Annotated in this window: 11 protein-coding genes; 7 read left to right on the forward strand and 4 right to left on the reverse strand. The window is 61.4% G+C overall.

Annotated elements, in window-relative coordinates:
• The first annotated feature begins 130 nt into the window (after positions 1-130).
• From xdhA to guaD, 4 genes are read left to right on the forward strand one after another with little or no spacing between them, the layout of a single operon-like run.
• Positions 131-1,579 (forward strand): xanthine dehydrogenase small subunit, encoded by a 1,449-nt coding sequence (gene xdhA, locus BFQ01_RS07115; RefSeq protein WP_065924761.1) that lies wholly within the window; start codon positions 131-133, stop codon positions 1,577-1,579.
• Positions 1,572-3,971: a xanthine dehydrogenase molybdopterin binding subunit gene (gene xdhB, locus BFQ01_RS07120; RefSeq protein ID WP_065924762.1), complete on the forward strand. Its 2,400-nt coding sequence runs from the start codon at positions 1,572-1,574 to the stop codon at positions 3,969-3,971. Before xdhA ends, xdhB begins: the two co-directional genes overlap by 8 nt.
• A gap of 44 nt (positions 3,972-4,015) precedes the next feature.
• A complete protein-coding gene (gene xdhC / locus BFQ01_RS07125; protein WP_065924763.1) occupies positions 4,016-4,858 on the forward strand; it encodes a xanthine dehydrogenase accessory protein XdhC in 843 nt (280 codons plus the stop codon).
• A 7-nt stretch (positions 4,859-4,865) separates the two neighbouring features.
• Entirely contained in the window at positions 4,866-6,170 is a 1,305-nt protein-coding gene (gene guaD, locus BFQ01_RS07130) for a guanine deaminase (RefSeq protein ID WP_065924764.1), read from the forward strand.
• A gap of 127 nt (positions 6,171-6,297) precedes the next feature.
• Here the strand turns inward: guaD and BFQ01_RS07135 are convergent, their stop codons facing one another.
• On the reverse strand, positions 6,298-7,062 hold the full coding sequence (locus BFQ01_RS07135) for a GntR family transcriptional regulator (protein ID WP_065924765.1): 765 nt from the start codon (positions 7,060-7,062) through the stop codon (positions 6,298-6,300).
• Positions 7,063-7,307: 245 nt separating this feature from the next.
• Between BFQ01_RS07135 and BFQ01_RS07140 the strand changes: the two genes are divergently transcribed.
• Complete coding sequence (locus tag BFQ01_RS07140; RefSeq protein WP_065924766.1) at positions 7,308-8,498, forward strand: benzoate/H(+) symporter BenE family transporter; 1,191 nt, start codon at positions 7,308-7,310, stop codon at positions 8,496-8,498.
• A gap of 37 nt (positions 8,499-8,535) precedes the next feature.
• On the opposite strand, the gene BFQ01_RS07145 is transcribed toward BFQ01_RS07140, so the two are convergent.
• Positions 8,536-8,880: a YggL family protein gene (locus tag BFQ01_RS07145; RefSeq protein ID WP_010208515.1), complete on the reverse strand. Its 345-nt coding sequence runs from the start codon at positions 8,878-8,880 to the stop codon at positions 8,536-8,538.
• A gap of 237 nt (positions 8,881-9,117) precedes the next feature.
• Between BFQ01_RS07145 and dacB the strand changes: the two genes are divergently transcribed.
• Complete coding sequence (gene dacB, locus BFQ01_RS07150; protein WP_065924767.1) at positions 9,118-10,578, forward strand: D-alanyl-D-alanine carboxypeptidase/D-alanyl-D-alanine endopeptidase; 1,461 nt, start codon at positions 9,118-9,120, stop codon at positions 10,576-10,578.
• A gap of 9 nt (positions 10,579-10,587) precedes the next feature.
• On the opposite strand, the gene BFQ01_RS07155 is transcribed toward dacB, so the two are convergent.
• Both BFQ01_RS07155 and rlmKL read right to left on the reverse strand, forming a co-directional pair.
• Positions 10,588-12,987 carry a sensor domain-containing diguanylate cyclase gene (locus BFQ01_RS07155; protein ID WP_065924768.1) on the reverse strand — a complete coding sequence of 800 codons (2,400 nt, stop codon included), beginning with the start codon at positions 12,985-12,987 and terminating at the stop codon, positions 10,588-10,590.
• 141 nt (positions 12,988-13,128) lie between these two features.
• Positions 13,129-15,393, reverse strand: a complete 2,265-nt coding sequence (gene rlmKL / locus BFQ01_RS07160) for a bifunctional 23S rRNA (guanine(2069)-N(7))-methyltransferase RlmK/23S rRNA (guanine(2445)-N(2))-methyltransferase RlmL (protein ID WP_065924769.1) — start codon at positions 15,391-15,393, stop codon at positions 13,129-13,131.
• Between the two features lie 532 nt (positions 15,394-15,925).
• Between rlmKL and rmf the strand changes: the two genes are divergently transcribed.
• On the forward strand, positions 15,926-16,141 hold the full coding sequence (rmf, locus tag BFQ01_RS31225; protein ID WP_002553055.1) for a ribosome modulation factor: 216 nt from the start codon (positions 15,926-15,928) through the stop codon (positions 16,139-16,141).
• Positions 16,142-16,308: the final 167 nt, after the last annotated feature.

The raw sequence follows: 16,308 nt of genomic DNA on the forward strand, positions 1-16,308 counted from the left end.
AACCATAATTGAAAGTGTTGCGATCGCAATTTCTTGACCTTCTGGTCAGAAAATCGTTGACCGAAAAGTCAGACATGACTAGATTCGGCGCAAAGCGGTTAACAACAATAATGAGTCTGCGAGGCCTTCCGTGATCCAGTTTTTACTTAACCAGGAACTCCGTAGCGAGCACGCCCTGGACCCCAACCTGACCGTGCTCAACTATCTGCGCGAGCATGTGGGCAAACCCGGTACCAAGGAAGGCTGCGCCAGCGGCGACTGCGGTGCGTGCACGGTGGTGGTCGGCGAGTTGCACACCGACCCTCAGGGCGTTGAGCAGATCCGTTATCGCAGCCTCAATTCCTGCCTGACATTTGTATCGTCGCTGCACGGCAAGCAATTGATCAGCGTCGAAGACCTCAAGCACCAGGGCCAACTGCACAGCGTGCAACAGGCCATGGTGGAGTGCCACGGTTCGCAATGCGGCTTTTGCACCCCCGGGTTTGTGATGTCGTTGTTCGCCCTGCAAAAGAACAGCGACGCCCCCGACAGCCAGAAGGCCCACGAAGCCCTGGCCGGCAACCTGTGCCGCTGCACCGGCTATCGGCCGATCCTGGCCGCCGCCGAACAGGCCTGCTGCAACAAACCGGCGGACCAGTTCGACAGCCGCCAGGCCGAGACCATCGCCCGCCTCAAAGCCATCGCGCCGACCCAAACCGGTGAACTCAACAGCGGCGACAAACGCTGCCTGGTGCCCCTCACCGTTGCCGACCTGGCCGACCTCTACGACGCCTACCCGCAAGCCCGCCTGCTGGCCGGCGGCACCGACCTGGCGCTGGAAGTCACCCAGTTCCACCGCACCCTGCCGGTGATGATCTATGTCGGCAATATTGAAGAGATGAAGCGCATCGAGGACTTCGACGACCGCCTGGAAATCGGCGCCGCCACTGCCCTCTCCGACTGCTACACCGTGCTGCACCACGAATACCCGGATTTCGGCGACCTGCTGCACCGCTTCGCTTCCCTGCAAATTCGTAACCAGGGCACCCTGGGCGGCAATATCGGCAACGCTTCGCCCATTGGCGATTCGCCGCCGCTGTTGATCGCTCTCGGCGCGCAGATCGTGCTGTGCAAAGGCAACACGCGCCGTACGTTGGCCTTGGAAGACTACTTCATCGACTACCGTGTGACGGCGCGCCAGGACAGCGAGTTCATCGAGAAAATCATCGTACCCAAGGGCCACGCGCTGTTCCGTGCCTACAAGGTTTCCAAGCGCCTGGACGATGATATTTCCGCCGTCTGCGCTGCATTCAACCTGAAGATCGACAACGGTGTGATCAGTGATGCCCGCGTCGCGTTCGGCGGCATGGCCGCCACGCCAAAACGCGCGAAAAACTGCGAAGCCGTGTTAGTCGGTGCCACCTGGAACGCCGCCACCGTCGAGAAAGCCTGCGCTGCCCTGGCCGAGGATTTCACCCCGCTGTCGGACTTCCGCGCCAGCAAGGAATACCGCCTGCTCAGCGCCCGGAACCTGCTGCGCAAATACTTCATCGAACTGCAAACGCCGCACATCGAGACTCGGGTGACCGCTTATGTCTAACCATCACGCCGTGGAAAAAACCCAGGCCGAACTGGCCGCGCTGTTTGCCCAGGACCTGACCTCCGGGGTCGGCCGCAGCGTCAAGCATGACAGCGCCGCCAAGCACGTGTCCGGTGAAGCGCAGTACATCGATGACCGCCTGGAATTCCCCAACCAGCTGCACCTGTATGCACGCATGTCCGACCGCGCCCACGCCCGGATCATCCGCATCGACACCACGCCCTGCTACGCCTTCGACGGTGTGCGTATCGTCATCACCCACGAAGACGTGCCGGGCCTGAAAGACATCGGCCCGCTGCTGCCCGGCGACCCCTTGCTGGCCATAGACACGGTGCAGTTCGTCGGCCAGGTGGTTTTGGCCGTGGCCGCCCGCGACCTGGACACCGCACGCAAGGCCGCGATGGCGGCCGTGATCGAATATGAAGACCTGGAGCCCGTGCTGGATGTGGTCGAGGCCTTTCGCAACAAGCACTTCGTGCTCGACAGCCACACCCACCAACGGGGTGATTCGGCCGGCGCGCTGGCGACCGCCAAGCACCGCCTCCAGGGCACCCTGCATATCGGCGGCCAGGAACACTTCTACCTGGAAACCCAGATTTCCTCGGTAATGCCCACCGAAGACGGCGGCATGATCGTCTATTGCTCCACGCAGAACCCCACCGAAGTGCAGAAGCTGGTGGCCGAAGTGCTGGATGTGTCGATGAACAAGATCGTCGTCGATATGCGCCGCATGGGCGGCGGTTTCGGCGGCAAGGAAACCCAGGCCGCCAGCCCGGCGTGCCTGTGCGCGGTGGTGGCGCGCCTCACCGGCCAGCCGACCAAGATGCGCCTGCCGCGCGTCGAAGACATGCTGATGACCGGCAAGCGCCACCCCTTCTATATCGAATACGACGTGGGCTTCGACGACAGCGGTCGCCTGCACGGGATCAACCTGGAGCTGGCCGGTAACTGCGGCTGCTCGCCGGACCTGTCCAACTCGATCGTCGACCGCGCCATGTTCCACGCCGACAACGCGTATTACCTGGGCGATGCCACGGTGAACGGCCATCGCTGCAAGACCAACACCGCGTCCAACACCGCCTATCGCGGCTTCGGTGGCCCGCAAGGCATGGTCGCCATCGAGGAAGTGATGGACGCCATCGCGCGCCATCTGGGGCTGGACCCGTTGGCGGTGCGCAAGGCCAATTACTACGGCAAGACCGAGCGCAACGTCACTCACTACTACCAGACCGTCGAGCACAACATGCTCGAAGAGATGACCGCCGAACTTGAAGCCAGCAGCCAATACGCCGAGCGCCGCGAAGCGGTCCGCCTGTACAACGCCCACAGCCCGATCCTGAAAAAAGGCCTGGCGCTGACGCCGGTGAAATTCGGGATCTCGTTCACGGCGAGCTTCCTGAACCAGGCGGGCGCGCTGATCCATATCTACACCGACGGCAGCATCCACCTGAACCACGGCGGCACCGAGATGGGCCAGGGCTTGAACACCAAAGTCGCGCAAGTGGTGGCCGAAGTGTTCCAGGTGGACATCGACCGCGTGCAGATCACCGCCACCAACACCGACAAAGTGCCCAACACCTCGCCGACTGCTGCCTCCAGCGGTGCGGACCTGAACGGCAAGGCCGCCCAGAACGCCGCCGAAACCATCAAGCAACGCCTGGTGGAATTCGCCGCGCGCAAGTACGACGTGAGCGAAGCGGATGTGGAATTTCATAACGGCCATGTGCGCGTGCGCGAGCAGATCCTGAGCTTTGAAGCGTTGATCCAGCAGGCGTATTTCGCCCAGGTGTCGCTGTCGAGCACCGGCTTCTACAAGACCCCGAAAATCTTCTACGACCGCAGCCAGGCCCGCGGTCGGCCGTTCTACTACTTCGCCTTCGGCGCGGCGTGCTGCGAAGTGATCGTCGACACCCTGACCGGCGAATACAAGATGCTGCGCACCGACATCCTCCACGATGTGGGCGCCTCGCTGAACCCGGCCATCGATATCGGCCAGGTGGAAGGCGGCTTTATCCAGGGCATGGGCTGGCTGACCATGGAAGAGCTGGTGTGGAACAACAAGGGCAAGCTAGAGACCTGCGGCCCGGCCAGCTACAAGATCCCGGCGGTGGCCGACATGCCTTTGGATTTGCGTGTGAAGCTGGTGGAAAACCGCAAGAACCCGGAAGACACGGTGTTCCATTCCAAGGCCGTGGGCGAGCCACCGTTCATGCTCGGGATTGCCTCGTGGTGCGCGATCAAGGATGCGGTGGCGAGCCTGGCTGATTATCGCCATCAGCCGAAGATCGATGCGCCGGCGACACCAGAGCGGGTGTTGTGGGGGTGTGAGCAGATGCGCAAGTTGCAGACGGCGACAGCTGTCGAGGCTGAAACTGAAATGGCTTCGCTCTAGACCGAGGCGCTGCCCGAACTGACAACAGTAATGTTGAGGTAAACATGAACAACTGGATCAGCGCCCTCGCCGACCTGCAAAACCAGAGTGAACCCTGCGTACTGGTGACCATCATCGAAGAGCTCGGCTCCACGCCGCGCAATGCCGGTTCGAAGATGGTGATCAGTGCCGCGCAAACCTTCGACACCATCGGCGGCGGGCACCTGGAATACAAGGCCATGCAGATCGCCCGCGACATGCTTGTGCGTGGCCAGCAGAACACCCATCTGGAGCGCTTCAGCCTCGGCGCCAGCCTGGGCCAGTGCTGCGGTGGCATCACCGTGCTGCTGTTCGAACCCATGGGCCAGGTACAGGCGCAGATCGCGGTGTTCGGCGCCGGCCATGTCGGCCGCGCGCTGGTGCCGTTGCTGGCGAGCCTGCCGTGCCGGCTACGCTGGATCGATTCCCGCGAGCAGGAGTTTCCGGAACATATCCCCCAGGGCGTGCGTAAAATCGTCAGCGAAGAGCCGGTGGACGAAATTGCCGACCTGCCGGTGGGCAGTTACTGCATCGTCATGACCCACAATCACGCGCTGGACCTGGAACTCACCGCCGCCCTGCTCAAACGCAATGACTTTGCCTACTTCGGCCTGATCGGCTCGAAGACCAAACGCGTCAAGTTCGAACACCGCCTGCGCGATCGCGGCTTCGACGCCGCGCAGATGCAACGCATGCGTTGCCCCATGGGCCTCAGCGAGGTGAAGGGCAAGTTGCCGGTGGAAATCGCCATCTCCATCGCCGGCGAAATCATCGCCACCTATAACGCCAGTTTCGGCCAGCACACCGCGAGCGCCGAACCCATTGCCAAATTGCTGCCGGCCTCGCGCCGAAGCCAAGCTATCAATTGAGACGACCATGCCTTTGACTCGCAAAGCCTACCGTGCAGCCCTCCTGCACAGCATCGCCGACCCCGCTGAAGTTGGGATCGAAGCCTCCTACGAGTATTTCGAAGACGGCCTGCTGGTGATCGAAAACGGCCGGATCAGCGCCGTGGGCCATGCCGCCGACCTGCTGCCGAGCTTGCCTGCCGACATCGACATCACCCATTACCAGGATGCGCTGATCATCCCCGGCCTGATCGACACCCATATCCACCTGCCGCAAACCGGCATGGTCGGCGCGTATGGCGAGCAGTTGCTGGACTGGCTCAACACCTACACCTTCCCGTGCGAAAGCCAGTTCGCCGACAAGGCCCACGCCGAAGAAGTCGCAGGCATTTTTATCAAGGAACTGCTGCGCAACGGCACCACCACCGCACTGGTGTTCGGCAGTGTGCATCCGCAGTCGGTGAACGCATTCTTTGAGGCGGCGGAAAAACTCGACCTGCGCATGATCGCCGGCAAGGTGATGATGGACCGCAACGCTCCGGACTACCTTACCGACACCGCCGAATCCGGCTACCAGCAAAGCAAGGCGCTGATCGAACGCTGGCACGGCAAGGGCCGCCTGCACTACGCGGTCACCCCGCGTTTTGCGCCGACCAGCACGCCGGAACAATTGGCGCTCGCCGGGCAACTGCTGGGCGAGTACCCGGACCTGTACATGCAGACGCACATCAGTGAGAACAAGCAGGAAGTCGAGTGGGTGAAGGCGCTGTTTCCGGAGCGCAGCGGCTATCTGGATGTGTACGACCACTACCAACTGCTGGGCGAGCGCTCGGTGTTTGCCCACGGCGTGCACCTGTGTGATGACGAGTGCGCACGGTTGGCGGAGACGGGGTCGGCGGTGGCGTTCTGTCCGACCTCGAACCTCTTCCTCGGCAGCGGCCTGTTCAACCTGCCGATGGCCGAGAAACACAAGCTGAATGTCGGCCTGGGCACCGATGTGGGTGGCGGCACCAGTTTCTCGCTGCTGCAAACCTTGAACGAAGCCTATAAGGTCATGCAACTGCAGGGCGCGCGGTTGAGCCCCTTCAAGTCACTGTACCTGGCTACCCTGGGTGGTGCGCGGGCGCTGCGCCTGGAAGACAAGATCGGCACGCTGCAGCCGGGCACCGATGCCGACTTCCTGGTGCTGGACTACAACGCCACGCCGCTGCTGAGCTATCGCTTGAAGCAAGCCAATAACATTGCCGAGACGTTGTTCGTGTTGATGACCCTGGGGGATGATCGGACGGTGTTGCAGACGTATGCGGCCGGCAAACTCGTGCACCAACGCTGATCTGCGCCACGACACAAAACAAATGTGGGAGGGGGCTTGCTCCCGATAGCGGTGGATCAGGCACTTAATTCAGTGACTGACACTCTGCCATCGGGAGCAAGCCCCCTCCCACATTTTTTAATCGGGTTTACAGCTTGACCGAAGAACGCCCCGGCTTCTTGGTCTGCAACAGATGCGAGAACACCGCATGCAAATCATCCGACGCACTTTCCTCGTCGAGGTTGAGCTTGCTGTCGATGTGATCCATGTGATGCATCATCAAATTCACCGCCAGCGCCGCGTCCCTCGCTTCGATAGCGTCGATCAGTTGCGTGTGCTCATCGTAGGAGCAGTGCGAGCGGTTGCCGCTTTCGTACTGGGCGATGATCAACGAGGTCTGGGACACCAGGCTGCGCTGGAAGCTGATCAGCGGCGCGTTTTTCGCGGCTTCGGCCAGCTTGAGGTGGAACTCGCCGGAGAGGCGGATGCCCGCCCCGCGATCGCCGCGGGAGAAGCTGTCGCGCTCGTCGTTGACCATCTGGCGCAGTTCGGCCAGTTGCTCGGCGGTGGCGTGCTGCACCGCCAGCTCGGTGATCGCTCGCTCTACCAGGCGCCGGGCCAGGAACACCTGGCGTGCTTCTTCCACGCTTGGGCTCGCCACCACCGCGCCACGATTGGGCCGCAGCAACACCACGCCTTCATGGGCCAGCCGCGACAGCGCGCGGCGAATAATGGTGCGGCTGACGCCGAAGATTTCGCCCAGTGCCTCTTCGCTCAATTTGGTACCGGGTGCCAGGCGCTGCTCGAGGATCGCCTCGAAGATATGCGCGTAGACGATATCGTCCTGGGTTCCGCTGCGACCGACCTTGCCGGCTCGCGGTTGTTTCTTGAGAGGTTGCAACTGTTCGTTCATGGGCACTCGGGTAGGGAGAACGGCGGCGAATTAACGGTAATACGGCAACTTTAAGGTAATACGGCAACACGGGGTCGCTGGCAAGTATCACCTAAAAACAGCGCACATTGTACACAACCCACTGCGCCAACACACTGTACGGCTGTTTGCGGTGCCGTCTGTATTGCAATGAGTCGTTACGTTTGAGTTTAGGCTTGAATCTGCGCCGTCACCGGCAAACACCCAGGTAAAAGGAACACCTCTCCATGACCGACGCCACCCAAGCGCCCTTGCGCCCGCTGGCCGACACTTCTGCCTCCGCCGTCGTCGCCGGCTTTATCGCCATGATGACCGGCTATACCAGCTCCCTGGTGCTGATGTTCCAGGCCGGCCAGGCGGCCGGCTTGACCACGGCGCAGATTTCTTCGTGGATCTGGGCGATTTCCATCGGCATGGCGGTCTGCAGCATCGGCCTGTCCCTGCGCTATCGCACGCCGATCACCATTGCCTGGTCCACCCCCGGCGCGGCGCTGTTGATCACCAGCCTGGGCGGTGTGAGTTACGGCGAGGCCATCGGCGCCTACATCACCTGCGCGGTGCTGGTGACGCTCTGCGGGCTCACCGGCAGCTTTGAAAAACTGGTCAAGCGCATCCCGGCATCGTTGGCGGCCGCGTTGCTGGCGGGGATCCTGTTCAAGATCGGCAGCGAAATTTTCGTCGCCGCGCAGCATCGCACCGGCCTGGTACTGGGGATGTTTTTCACCTACCTGATCATCAAGCGTCTGTCGCCACGCTACGCGGTACTGGCCGCCCTGATGATCGGTACCCTGCTGTCGGGGCTGATGGGCTTGCTGGACTTCAGCGGTTTCCACCTGGAAGTGGCGACGCCGGTGTGGACGACACCGCACTTCTCGTTGGCAGCAACCATCAGCATCGGGATTCCGTTGTTCGTGGTGGCGATGACCTCGCAGAACATGCCCGGCGTCGCCGTACTGCGGGCCGATGGCTATAACGTGCCGGCCTCGCCGCTGATCACCGCCACCGGCCTGGCCTCGCTGGTGCTGGCGCCCTTTGGCTCCCACGGCATCAACCTGGCGGCGATCAGCGCAGCGATCTGCACCGGCCCCCATGCCCATGAAGACCGTAATAAACGCTACACCGCCGCCGTATGGTGCGGGGTGTTCTACGGGATAGCCGGGGTGTTCGGCGCAACACTGGCGGCACTGTTCGCAGCCTTGCCCAAGGAACTGGTGCTGTCGATTGCGGCCTTGGCCTTGTTTGGCTCGATCATCAATGGCTTGAGTATCGCCATGAATGAGCCGAAGGAACGGGAAGCGGCGCTGATCACCTTTATGGTCACCGCGTCAGGCTTGACGTTGTTTTCCATCGGCTCGGCGTTCTGGGGGATTGTGGCGGGGGTGTTGACGCTGCTGATTCTGAACTGGCGCAAGGCATAAAAAAACGGCGACCCTCAGGTCGCCGTTTTTTTCAGTATCACTTAGCCGCGTTGATCGGCTTTTCCGGATACCACACGTCCAGCAGCGGGCTGACTTCAGCCTTGGTCAGCTCGGAACGGGTTTTCAGCCAGGCTTCGACGGCAGCGCGCTGCTCTTCGGAGACCGAGCCACGCTTCTGCAGGCAAACCAGACCGTAGTCATCGCCGCCGACATAGCCCAGGCCGTTGGCTTCCATGGCTTCTTTGATGAATGCTTCGAGGAAAGCGTCGATAGCTTCTTCACTCAGGCCTTCTTTGAAGTCCAGGTTCAGTTCGAAACCCAGCTCTTGAAATTCATCAACGCACAGTTTTTTGCGCAGACGCTGGGAACGGTTAGTCGCCATTGGAACAATCCTCATAAGTAATAACGGGCGGCACTTTAGCAGTTTAAGACGACGATTGCCCGACTCTCTGGGACAGGCGGCCGTTTGCTGTTAAAAAAACGCCAATTACCAGCTATCGTTCAGCTACAAGTGCCTTCACCTTGGGGCATAATGCCGACACTTTCATGACCATTGAGGGAATTTTCCTATCTACCCCTCGCCTTTTTCACCCTCCTCAGCAGTAGGGTTTTACTTCTTATGATCAAATCTTTGCGTCCATTGCTACTCGCCAGTTTTCTCCTGCCACTGGCCTTTTCCACCTCCGCTGCCCCGATCAATAACACCCTGCCCCCGAACGTCCAGCAGGCACTCGCCAAAGCCAAGCTGCAAAACACTGCGCTGTCCCTGGTGATGATCCCGCTGAACGGCCCCGGCACCCCCACGGTATTCAACGCCGACGTCTCGGTAAACCCGGCTTCCACCATGAAACTGGTCACCACCTATGCGGCCCTGGAAATGCTCGGCCCCAACCACCAGTGGAAAACCGAGTTCTACACCGACGGCACCCTCAGCGGTGGCGTGTTGCACGGCAACCTGTACCTCAAGGGCGGCGGCGACCCCAAGCTGAACATGGAAAAACTCTGGCTGCTGATGCGCGACCTGCGGGCCAATGGCGTGCAGCAAGTCACCGGTGACCTGGTGCTGGACCGCAGTTTCTTCAACCAACCGCAGTTGCCGGAATTCAATGATGACGGCAACGACGAGAACAAACCGTTCCTGGTCAAGCCCGACGCCCTGCTGGTCAACCTCAAGGCCCTGCGCTTTGTGACCCGTAACGATTCGGGGCGCGTGCTCGTCTCGGTCGAGCCGCCGATTGCCAGCATCCGCATCGACAACCAGGTCAAGGCCTCCAACGCCAAGCAGTGCACCGGCGACGTACGCTACAACCCGGTCACAGGCGCCGATGGCAGTATGACGGTCACCGTCAGCGGCCAATTGGCCGATGGCTGCAGCTCGCAGACTTATCTGTCGTTGCTGGACCACGCCACCTACACCGCTGGCGCGGTACGGGCGATCTGGCAGGAACTGGGCGGCAGCATCCAGGGCCGCGATATCCAGGCACCGGTGCCCAAGGATGCCAAGGTACTGGCCCGCGCCTTTTCGCCGGACCTGGCGGAAATCATCCGCGACATCAATAAATACAGTAACAACACCATGGCCCAGCAATTGTTCCTGAGCCTGGGCGCGCAGTTCCGCAACGATGCCGACGGCGACGATGCCAAGGCCGCGCAACGTGTGGTGCGCCAGTGGCTGGCGAAGAAAGGCATCACCGCGCCACACCTGGTGATGGAGAACGGTTCGGGCCTGTCCCGTGCCGAACGGGTCAGCGCCCGCGAAATGGCCGCCATGCTGCAAGCCGCCTGGAAAAGCCCCTACGCTGCGGAATACATCAGCTCGATGCCGATCGCCGGCACCGACGGCACCATGCGCAAACGCCTGAAGACCACCGCCATGCGCGGCGAAGCCCACGTCAAGACCGGTACCTTGAATACCGTGCGCGCCATTGCCGGGTTCAGCCGCGACAACAACGGCAACACCTGGGCGGTGGTGGCGATCCTCAACGATCCGAAGCCGTGGGGCGCGTCGTCGGTGCTGGACCAGGTGCTGCTGGATCTGTACCGCCAGCCAAAACTGGCGGCGGCGGCTCCCGTCCTATAGGAGCGAGCATCAGGCCCGCGCCTTCTCGGCCTCTACCCGGTCCCTGCCCGCCTGCTTGGCCACGTACACCGCCGAGTCGGCACGCAACAACAGGCCATCAATGCCTTCATCCACCCGCCAGCTGGCCACACCAAAGCTGGCGGTGACGATGCCCACAGGCTCCATCGGCAGGTTACGCAGGGATTGCCACAACTCCATGGCCAGGCCATAAGCCTGCTCGCCATCGGTATTGGGGCACAGCACCATGAATTCCTCGCCCCCCAGGCGGCAGAACACGTCGGTGCGGCGCAGACGCTGACTGATGCGCCTGCATAACTCCTGCAACACCCCGTCGCCAACCGCATGCCCGTGCTGGTCGTTGATACGCTTGAAATGATCGATATCGAGCATGATCACCGACAGCGCCCCACTGGTCCGGTTGAGTCTCGCCATCTCGGTCCTGAGGCGGTCCTGGAAATAGCGACGGTTGTGAATCCCGGTCAGGGAATCTGTGATGGACAGCGCGCGCAGCTCCTCTTCAACCCGCTTCAAGTCCGAAATGTCCGACACATAGCCATGCCACAGCGTACCGCCCCCCGGTAACTCTTCCGGGGTGGCCTCGCCGCGAATCCAGCGCAACCCCCGTTGCGGCAACTGCACCCGGTACTCTTCGCGCCAGTGGCTCAACTGCAATGCCGACAGGCGAATCGAGGCCCGCACCCGTTCCGCGTCCAGCGGGTGGATTCGCTCGAAGACCTTCGTCGCATCCCGCTGCAACACGCTGACCTCGATTTCATAGATATCGCGCATGCCATCGCTGGCGTAGATAAAGCGCCAGTTATCCTGGGGTTCCAGGGTGAATTGGAAGATCCCCCCGGGTACGTGGGCACTGAGTTTCTTGAGCAGGCGGTCCCGCGCCGCCAGGGCCTCGTAGGCGCGTTTCTGCTCGGTGACGTCCAGGTAAATCGCGAGGTGACCGATCCACAGACCATGGTCATCCAGCAATACGGTGGCCAACATGTTCACAATCAACTGACTGCCATCCTGGCGGACCAAGGTCCACTCCCGGGCTTCGTGCAGGTTGTCGGGGCTTTCCACCAGCATCGCCTGGCTCGCCGGGATACGCTTGCCCAAGGTCACGCTCAGGCTCGCGGAACGTGCCTCCAGCTCCAACGCCAAGTGCAGGCTTTCCAGGGTCAGCTTGCCCACCACCTGGTCGGCCTCGTACCCCAGCATCTGCTCGGCACCGGCGTTGAAGGTGTTGATCACACCGCGCAGGTCAGTGGCAATGATCGCCACTTGGGTAGCGGCGTTGAGTACGCTGCGCAACTGGCCATGGGCACCACGTAGTTCCTGCTCACGCAAGCGCAACTGCACAGTGCGTTGCTCCACCAGTTTCAACGCACGCTGGCGCTGGCTCACCAGCACATAGAGCAAGGCGCTGAGCAGCAGGCTGAGTAGGCTACCCATGGTCAGGATCGTGGACAGCGAGGAATAGTTGGCCTGCTCGAACACCTTGCTCGGGCGCAGGCTCAGGGCGTACACATGATCGCCCAGGGTCAGGCGACGCGCGCCAGCAAGGTCACTGTTGGCCACGGCATTGCCGGACTCGAAGAGCACGCGCTTTTGCAGGTCGGAGGTGTCGACGATCTGCATCACCAGGTTGTCCCGCTCCGCTTTTGGCAAGCCCTCGGCGACCAACTGGCGCATGCTGATCACCGCCATTACGTAACCGTATGGCTCATTTGGGGACGGCTCGGACGTGGGCAGGTGACTCACCGGCGCGACCAGTAATACACCCGTGGCATAAGCCGGCTCGACCCCCACCAACTGCATCGGTTGGGACACCGCCAGCTTGCCGCTCTTTTGCGCCCGCTCAAGGGTCGAGCGCCGCAGGGGCTGGGCCAACAGATCAAAACCCAGGGGCGACCCCAGCAAGCTTTGAGTCTGGCTGTAGAGCACCGGAACGTATTCATCACGCTCGGGCGCCGGGGCCAGTTCGCCGACGCTATTAAGTTCACGGATAACAAAGGGTACCCCACGCAGGCGGGACACCTCTTGTTCAAATTGGCTGCGCTGTCCGCGAAACACACGGGGTGCCCAGGCGTAGGCCCGGGCGCGCAACAGTAACGGCTGGGCAAACCCGTCGAACTCCTCGCGGGACACAACATCGGAGTTGACGAAGAACCGCCGCAGGCTGTTCAGGCGTTGTTCCTGATCCTCGAAACGTTCCTGCAAGCGGCTGTAACGCTCGTTGACCAGCAACTGAAAGCGCTGGCGAACCTGTTGCTGATAGAGGTCGGAGGCCGCCCAGGCGACGATGGCCGTCAGCGCAAAACCTGCCAATAACACCACCAACGCCACCAGCCAAGCCGACGCCTGTTCACTGATAAAGCCTAGGATTTTCGGGCGAACGGCTTGCAACGGCATAGGCAACACTCACAACGCCAGCGTGCGGGGGGTGTCACTTTGGCTAGGCCCTAAGTTATAGCCATCGGCCCAGGGTTTGACCAGCGTAAAAAAACCGCAAGCCCGGAATAGTCCAGGCTTGCGGCTTTTTCGTGGCGGCGATCAGCGAGCAGTGATTTTCCACGCCCGGTGGATCTTCGCATTACGCGCAAAATCCGGATCGATGGTCTTGTCGCTGATTTCCTCGACCGCATAGCGTTCGCTGAGATTGTCCTCCAACTGGAACTTGCGGAAGTTGTTCGAGAAGTACAGCACGCCACCCGGTGCCAGGCGCGCCATGGCCAGGTCAAGCAACTGCACGTGGTCGCGCTGCACGTCGAAGATGCCTTCCATGCGCTTGGAGTTGGAGAAGGTCGGCGGGTCGATGAAGATCATGTCGAACTCATCGCGGCTGGCCTCCAGCCAGGCCATCACATCGCCCTGCTCCAGGCGGTTCTTGTCGGAAAAACCGTTGAGCGAGAAGTTGCGACGTGCCCAGTCCAGGTAGGTCTTGGACAGGTCGACACTGGTGGTGCTGCGCGCGCCGCCCTTGGCTGCGTGCACACTGGCGGTGGCGGTGTAGCAATACAGGTTGAGGAAACGCTTGCCGGCCGCTTCCTTCTGGATACGCATGCGCATCGGACGGTGGTCGAGGAACAGACCGGTGTCCAGGTAGTCGGTGAGGTTGACCAGCAGCTTCACGCCGCCTTCGCTGACCTCGGTGAACTTGCCCTGGGCACTCTGGCGCTCGTATTGCTTGGTACCGCTCTGGCGCTCGCGACGCTTGACCACCACGCGGCTCTTGTCGATGTTCAGCGCCTGGGGAATGGCCGCCAGGGCGTCGAACATGCGGGCCGAGGCTTTTTCCGGATCGATGGATTTTGGCGCAGCGTATTCCTGCACGTGGACCCAATCGTGGTACAGGTCGATGGCCATGGAGTATTCAGGCATATCGGCGTCGTATACGCGGTAGCAATCCACCCCTTCACGCTTGGCCCACTTGCCCAGCAGCTTGAGGTTCTTTTGCAGGCGGTTGGCAAACATCTGCCCACCTTCGCTCAGGCGCGCCTGCTCGACCACGGGGGCCGGGGCGGGCTTGATCGGGTTGCCGTTCTTGTTGTACTGGCGCTCCTGCGGCTCGGCCGGCGCCTGGTCGTAAACCGCCTGCTCACGTTCGGCCTGGCGCTGTTCCGGGGTACGGCGCTCGCCGGTGACGAACTGATCCGGGTTGACCTTGATCAGCAGCAACTTGCACGGCAATGCGCCGTTCCAGAACGAATACTGCTTGTGGCTGCGGATCCCCATGCGCTTGCCCAGGTCCGGCGCGCCGGTGAACACCGCCGCTTCCCAGCCCATGCAGGCCTGGCGCAGGCGCTCGCCGAGGTTCTGGTAGAGGTACAACAGGCTGGCTTCGTCACCCAAACGCTCGCCGTAGGGCGGGTTGCAGATCACCAGGCCTTTCTGGTTCTGGTCCGGGCGCGGCTCGAAGGTGCCGACTTCGCCCTGGTACACCTTGATCCAGTGGCTCAGGCCGGCGCGCTCGATGTTGTTGCGGGCGGGCTGGATCAGGCGCGGGTCGGCTTCGTAGCCCCGCACCCACAACGGCGGCTTGTTCATGCCGATGGCCGCGCGTTCAGTGGCCTCGGCGTGGAGTTTTTTCCACAGCGCCGGGACGTGGCCGAGCCAGGTGGTGAAGCCCCACAATTCGCGATTCAGGTTAGGTGCCATGTCGGCGGCGATCATCGCGCCTTCCACCAGGAAGGTGCCCACGCCGCACATCGGGTCAGTCAGCGCGCCGCCTTCGGCAGCAATGCGCGGCCAGCCGGCACGAATCAGGATCGCCGCAGCGAGGTTTTCCTTCAACGGCGCGGCGCCCTGCTGCAGGCGGTAGCCGCGCTGGTGCAGGCTGTGGCCGGACAGGTCAAGGGACAGGATCGCTTCGCCACGGTCCAGGCGCAGGTGGATGCGCAGGTCCGGGTTGATCTTGTCGATGGACGGGCGTTCGCCGGTCGGGGTGCGCAGCTTGTCGACGATCGCATCCTTGACCTTCAGCGCGCCGAAGTGGGTGTTGTCGATGCCTGAGCCGTGACCGCTGAATTCCACCGCCAGGGTACCGTCAGAAACCATGTGATCGGCCCATTCAATATCCAGCACACCGTGGTAGAGGTCTTCGGCGTCCTTCATCGGGAAGCGCTTGAGCACCAGCAACACACGGTTGGCCAGGCGCGACCAGAGGCACAGGCGATAAGCGGTTTCCATGTCGGCCATGCCGCGCACGGCCGAGGTGTGCTCGCGGGCGTCCTCAAGGCCAAGCCCGACGGCTTCCTCGATCAGCAGGCCTTCGAGGCCCTTGGGGCAGGTGAGGAAGAGTTCAAAACGGTCCGACATGGGGCATTCCAGGCTTTTCAGCAATAAGTGAACGGGCGACGCATCGCCGGCTCGGTTTTCAATCAAGCACTTTTCTTGAAGAGTGCTCGCGTGGCACGAATGTGCCGTTCCACCCCGTCTGACGGGCCTTGGAGCCTTTATTGACGGGGCAGAGAGAGAATTTGACGCAACAAAAAGAAATATTCCGACCCTTCGTCGAATAATAACCGACAGCAACAGAAGGACATTCTCACTAAAGGATTAAACCCATCCTCTTTGCAGGGTGCATCATAGCTGGCTTTGCCCAACAAATGGGGCGAAAAGCCATCCCAGCTTATGGCTATAGCATCGTTATCGTTACGTGCTTATGACAAAACGATCATTGAATCCATGTGACCTATTGGTTAGAACTCAACACAGGTTGGCGCCGTAACGACGCCGACACCTAGGCTCGCCACGCCGGCAGCGAGCCCACCAACGGCAGAAAAACTCTGCCCGGCCTCAGACGAGGCCGAAGGATATCAAGACAGTCAACAAGTGAGGGAAACACCCTATGAGAAGACTTAAGCGTGATCCGTTGGAAAGAGCATTTTTACGCGGATATCAATATGGCGTTCATGGCAAATCCCGTGAGCTTTGCCCATTTACTCTACCGTCGGTACGCCAAGCCTGGATCAACGGCTGGCGAGAAGGACGCGGCGACAACTGGGACGGTATGACTGGCACTGCGGGAATCCACAGACTCAACGAACTTCACGCCGTCGGCTAATCAAGGGCATTTAATTCCGACACCACCTCGAATATGTAGCGACTTAACCACGCACGCCCTATCCAGGCGGCGGGCTTCGGCCCAGGGGCTCCTCTTAAGGAGCCCTTTTTATTGGCCTGAGAATAATGAGGACTACCGTAGGAGCGAGGGGGACGCCTAGTTCTTGC

Source organism: Pseudomonas sp. 8 R 14 (assembly GCF_900005955.1).
Classification (GTDB): Bacteria; Pseudomonadota; Gammaproteobacteria; order Pseudomonadales; family Pseudomonadaceae; genus Aquipseudomonas; species Aquipseudomonas marginalis.

What these genes read in the sequence shown, in the direction of transcription:
- BFQ01_RS07145 (WP_010208515.1), bottom strand. Translation starts at nt 8,880, where the DNA reads ATGGCGACTAACCGTTCCCAGCGTCTGCGCAAAAAACTGTGCGTTGAT.
- xdhC (WP_065924763.1), top strand. Translation starts at nt 4,016, where the DNA reads ATGAACAACTGGATCAGCGCCCTCGCCGACCTGCAAAACCAGAGTGAA.
- BFQ01_RS07135 (WP_065924765.1), bottom strand. Translation starts at nt 7,062, where the DNA reads ATGAACGAACAGTTGCAACCTCTCAAGAAACAACCGCGAGCCGGCAAG.
- guaD (WP_065924764.1), top strand. Translation starts at nt 4,866, where the DNA reads ATGCCTTTGACTCGCAAAGCCTACCGTGCAGCCCTCCTGCACAGCATC.
- BFQ01_RS07155 (WP_065924768.1), bottom strand. Translation starts at nt 12,987, where the DNA reads ATGCCGTTGCAAGCCGTTCGCCCGAAAATCCTAGGCTTTATCAGTGAA.
- xdhB (WP_065924762.1), top strand. Translation starts at nt 1,572, where the DNA reads ATGTCTAACCATCACGCCGTGGAAAAAACCCAGGCCGAACTGGCCGCG.
- rlmKL (WP_065924769.1), bottom strand. Translation starts at nt 15,393, where the DNA reads ATGTCGGACCGTTTTGAACTCTTCCTCACCTGCCCCAAGGGCCTCGAA.
- rmf (WP_002553055.1), top strand. Translation starts at nt 15,926, where the DNA reads ATGAGAAGACTTAAGCGTGATCCGTTGGAAAGAGCATTTTTACGCGGA.
- dacB (WP_065924767.1), top strand. Translation starts at nt 9,118, where the DNA reads ATGATCAAATCTTTGCGTCCATTGCTACTCGCCAGTTTTCTCCTGCCA.
- BFQ01_RS07140 (WP_065924766.1), top strand. Translation starts at nt 7,308, where the DNA reads ATGACCGACGCCACCCAAGCGCCCTTGCGCCCGCTGGCCGACACTTCT.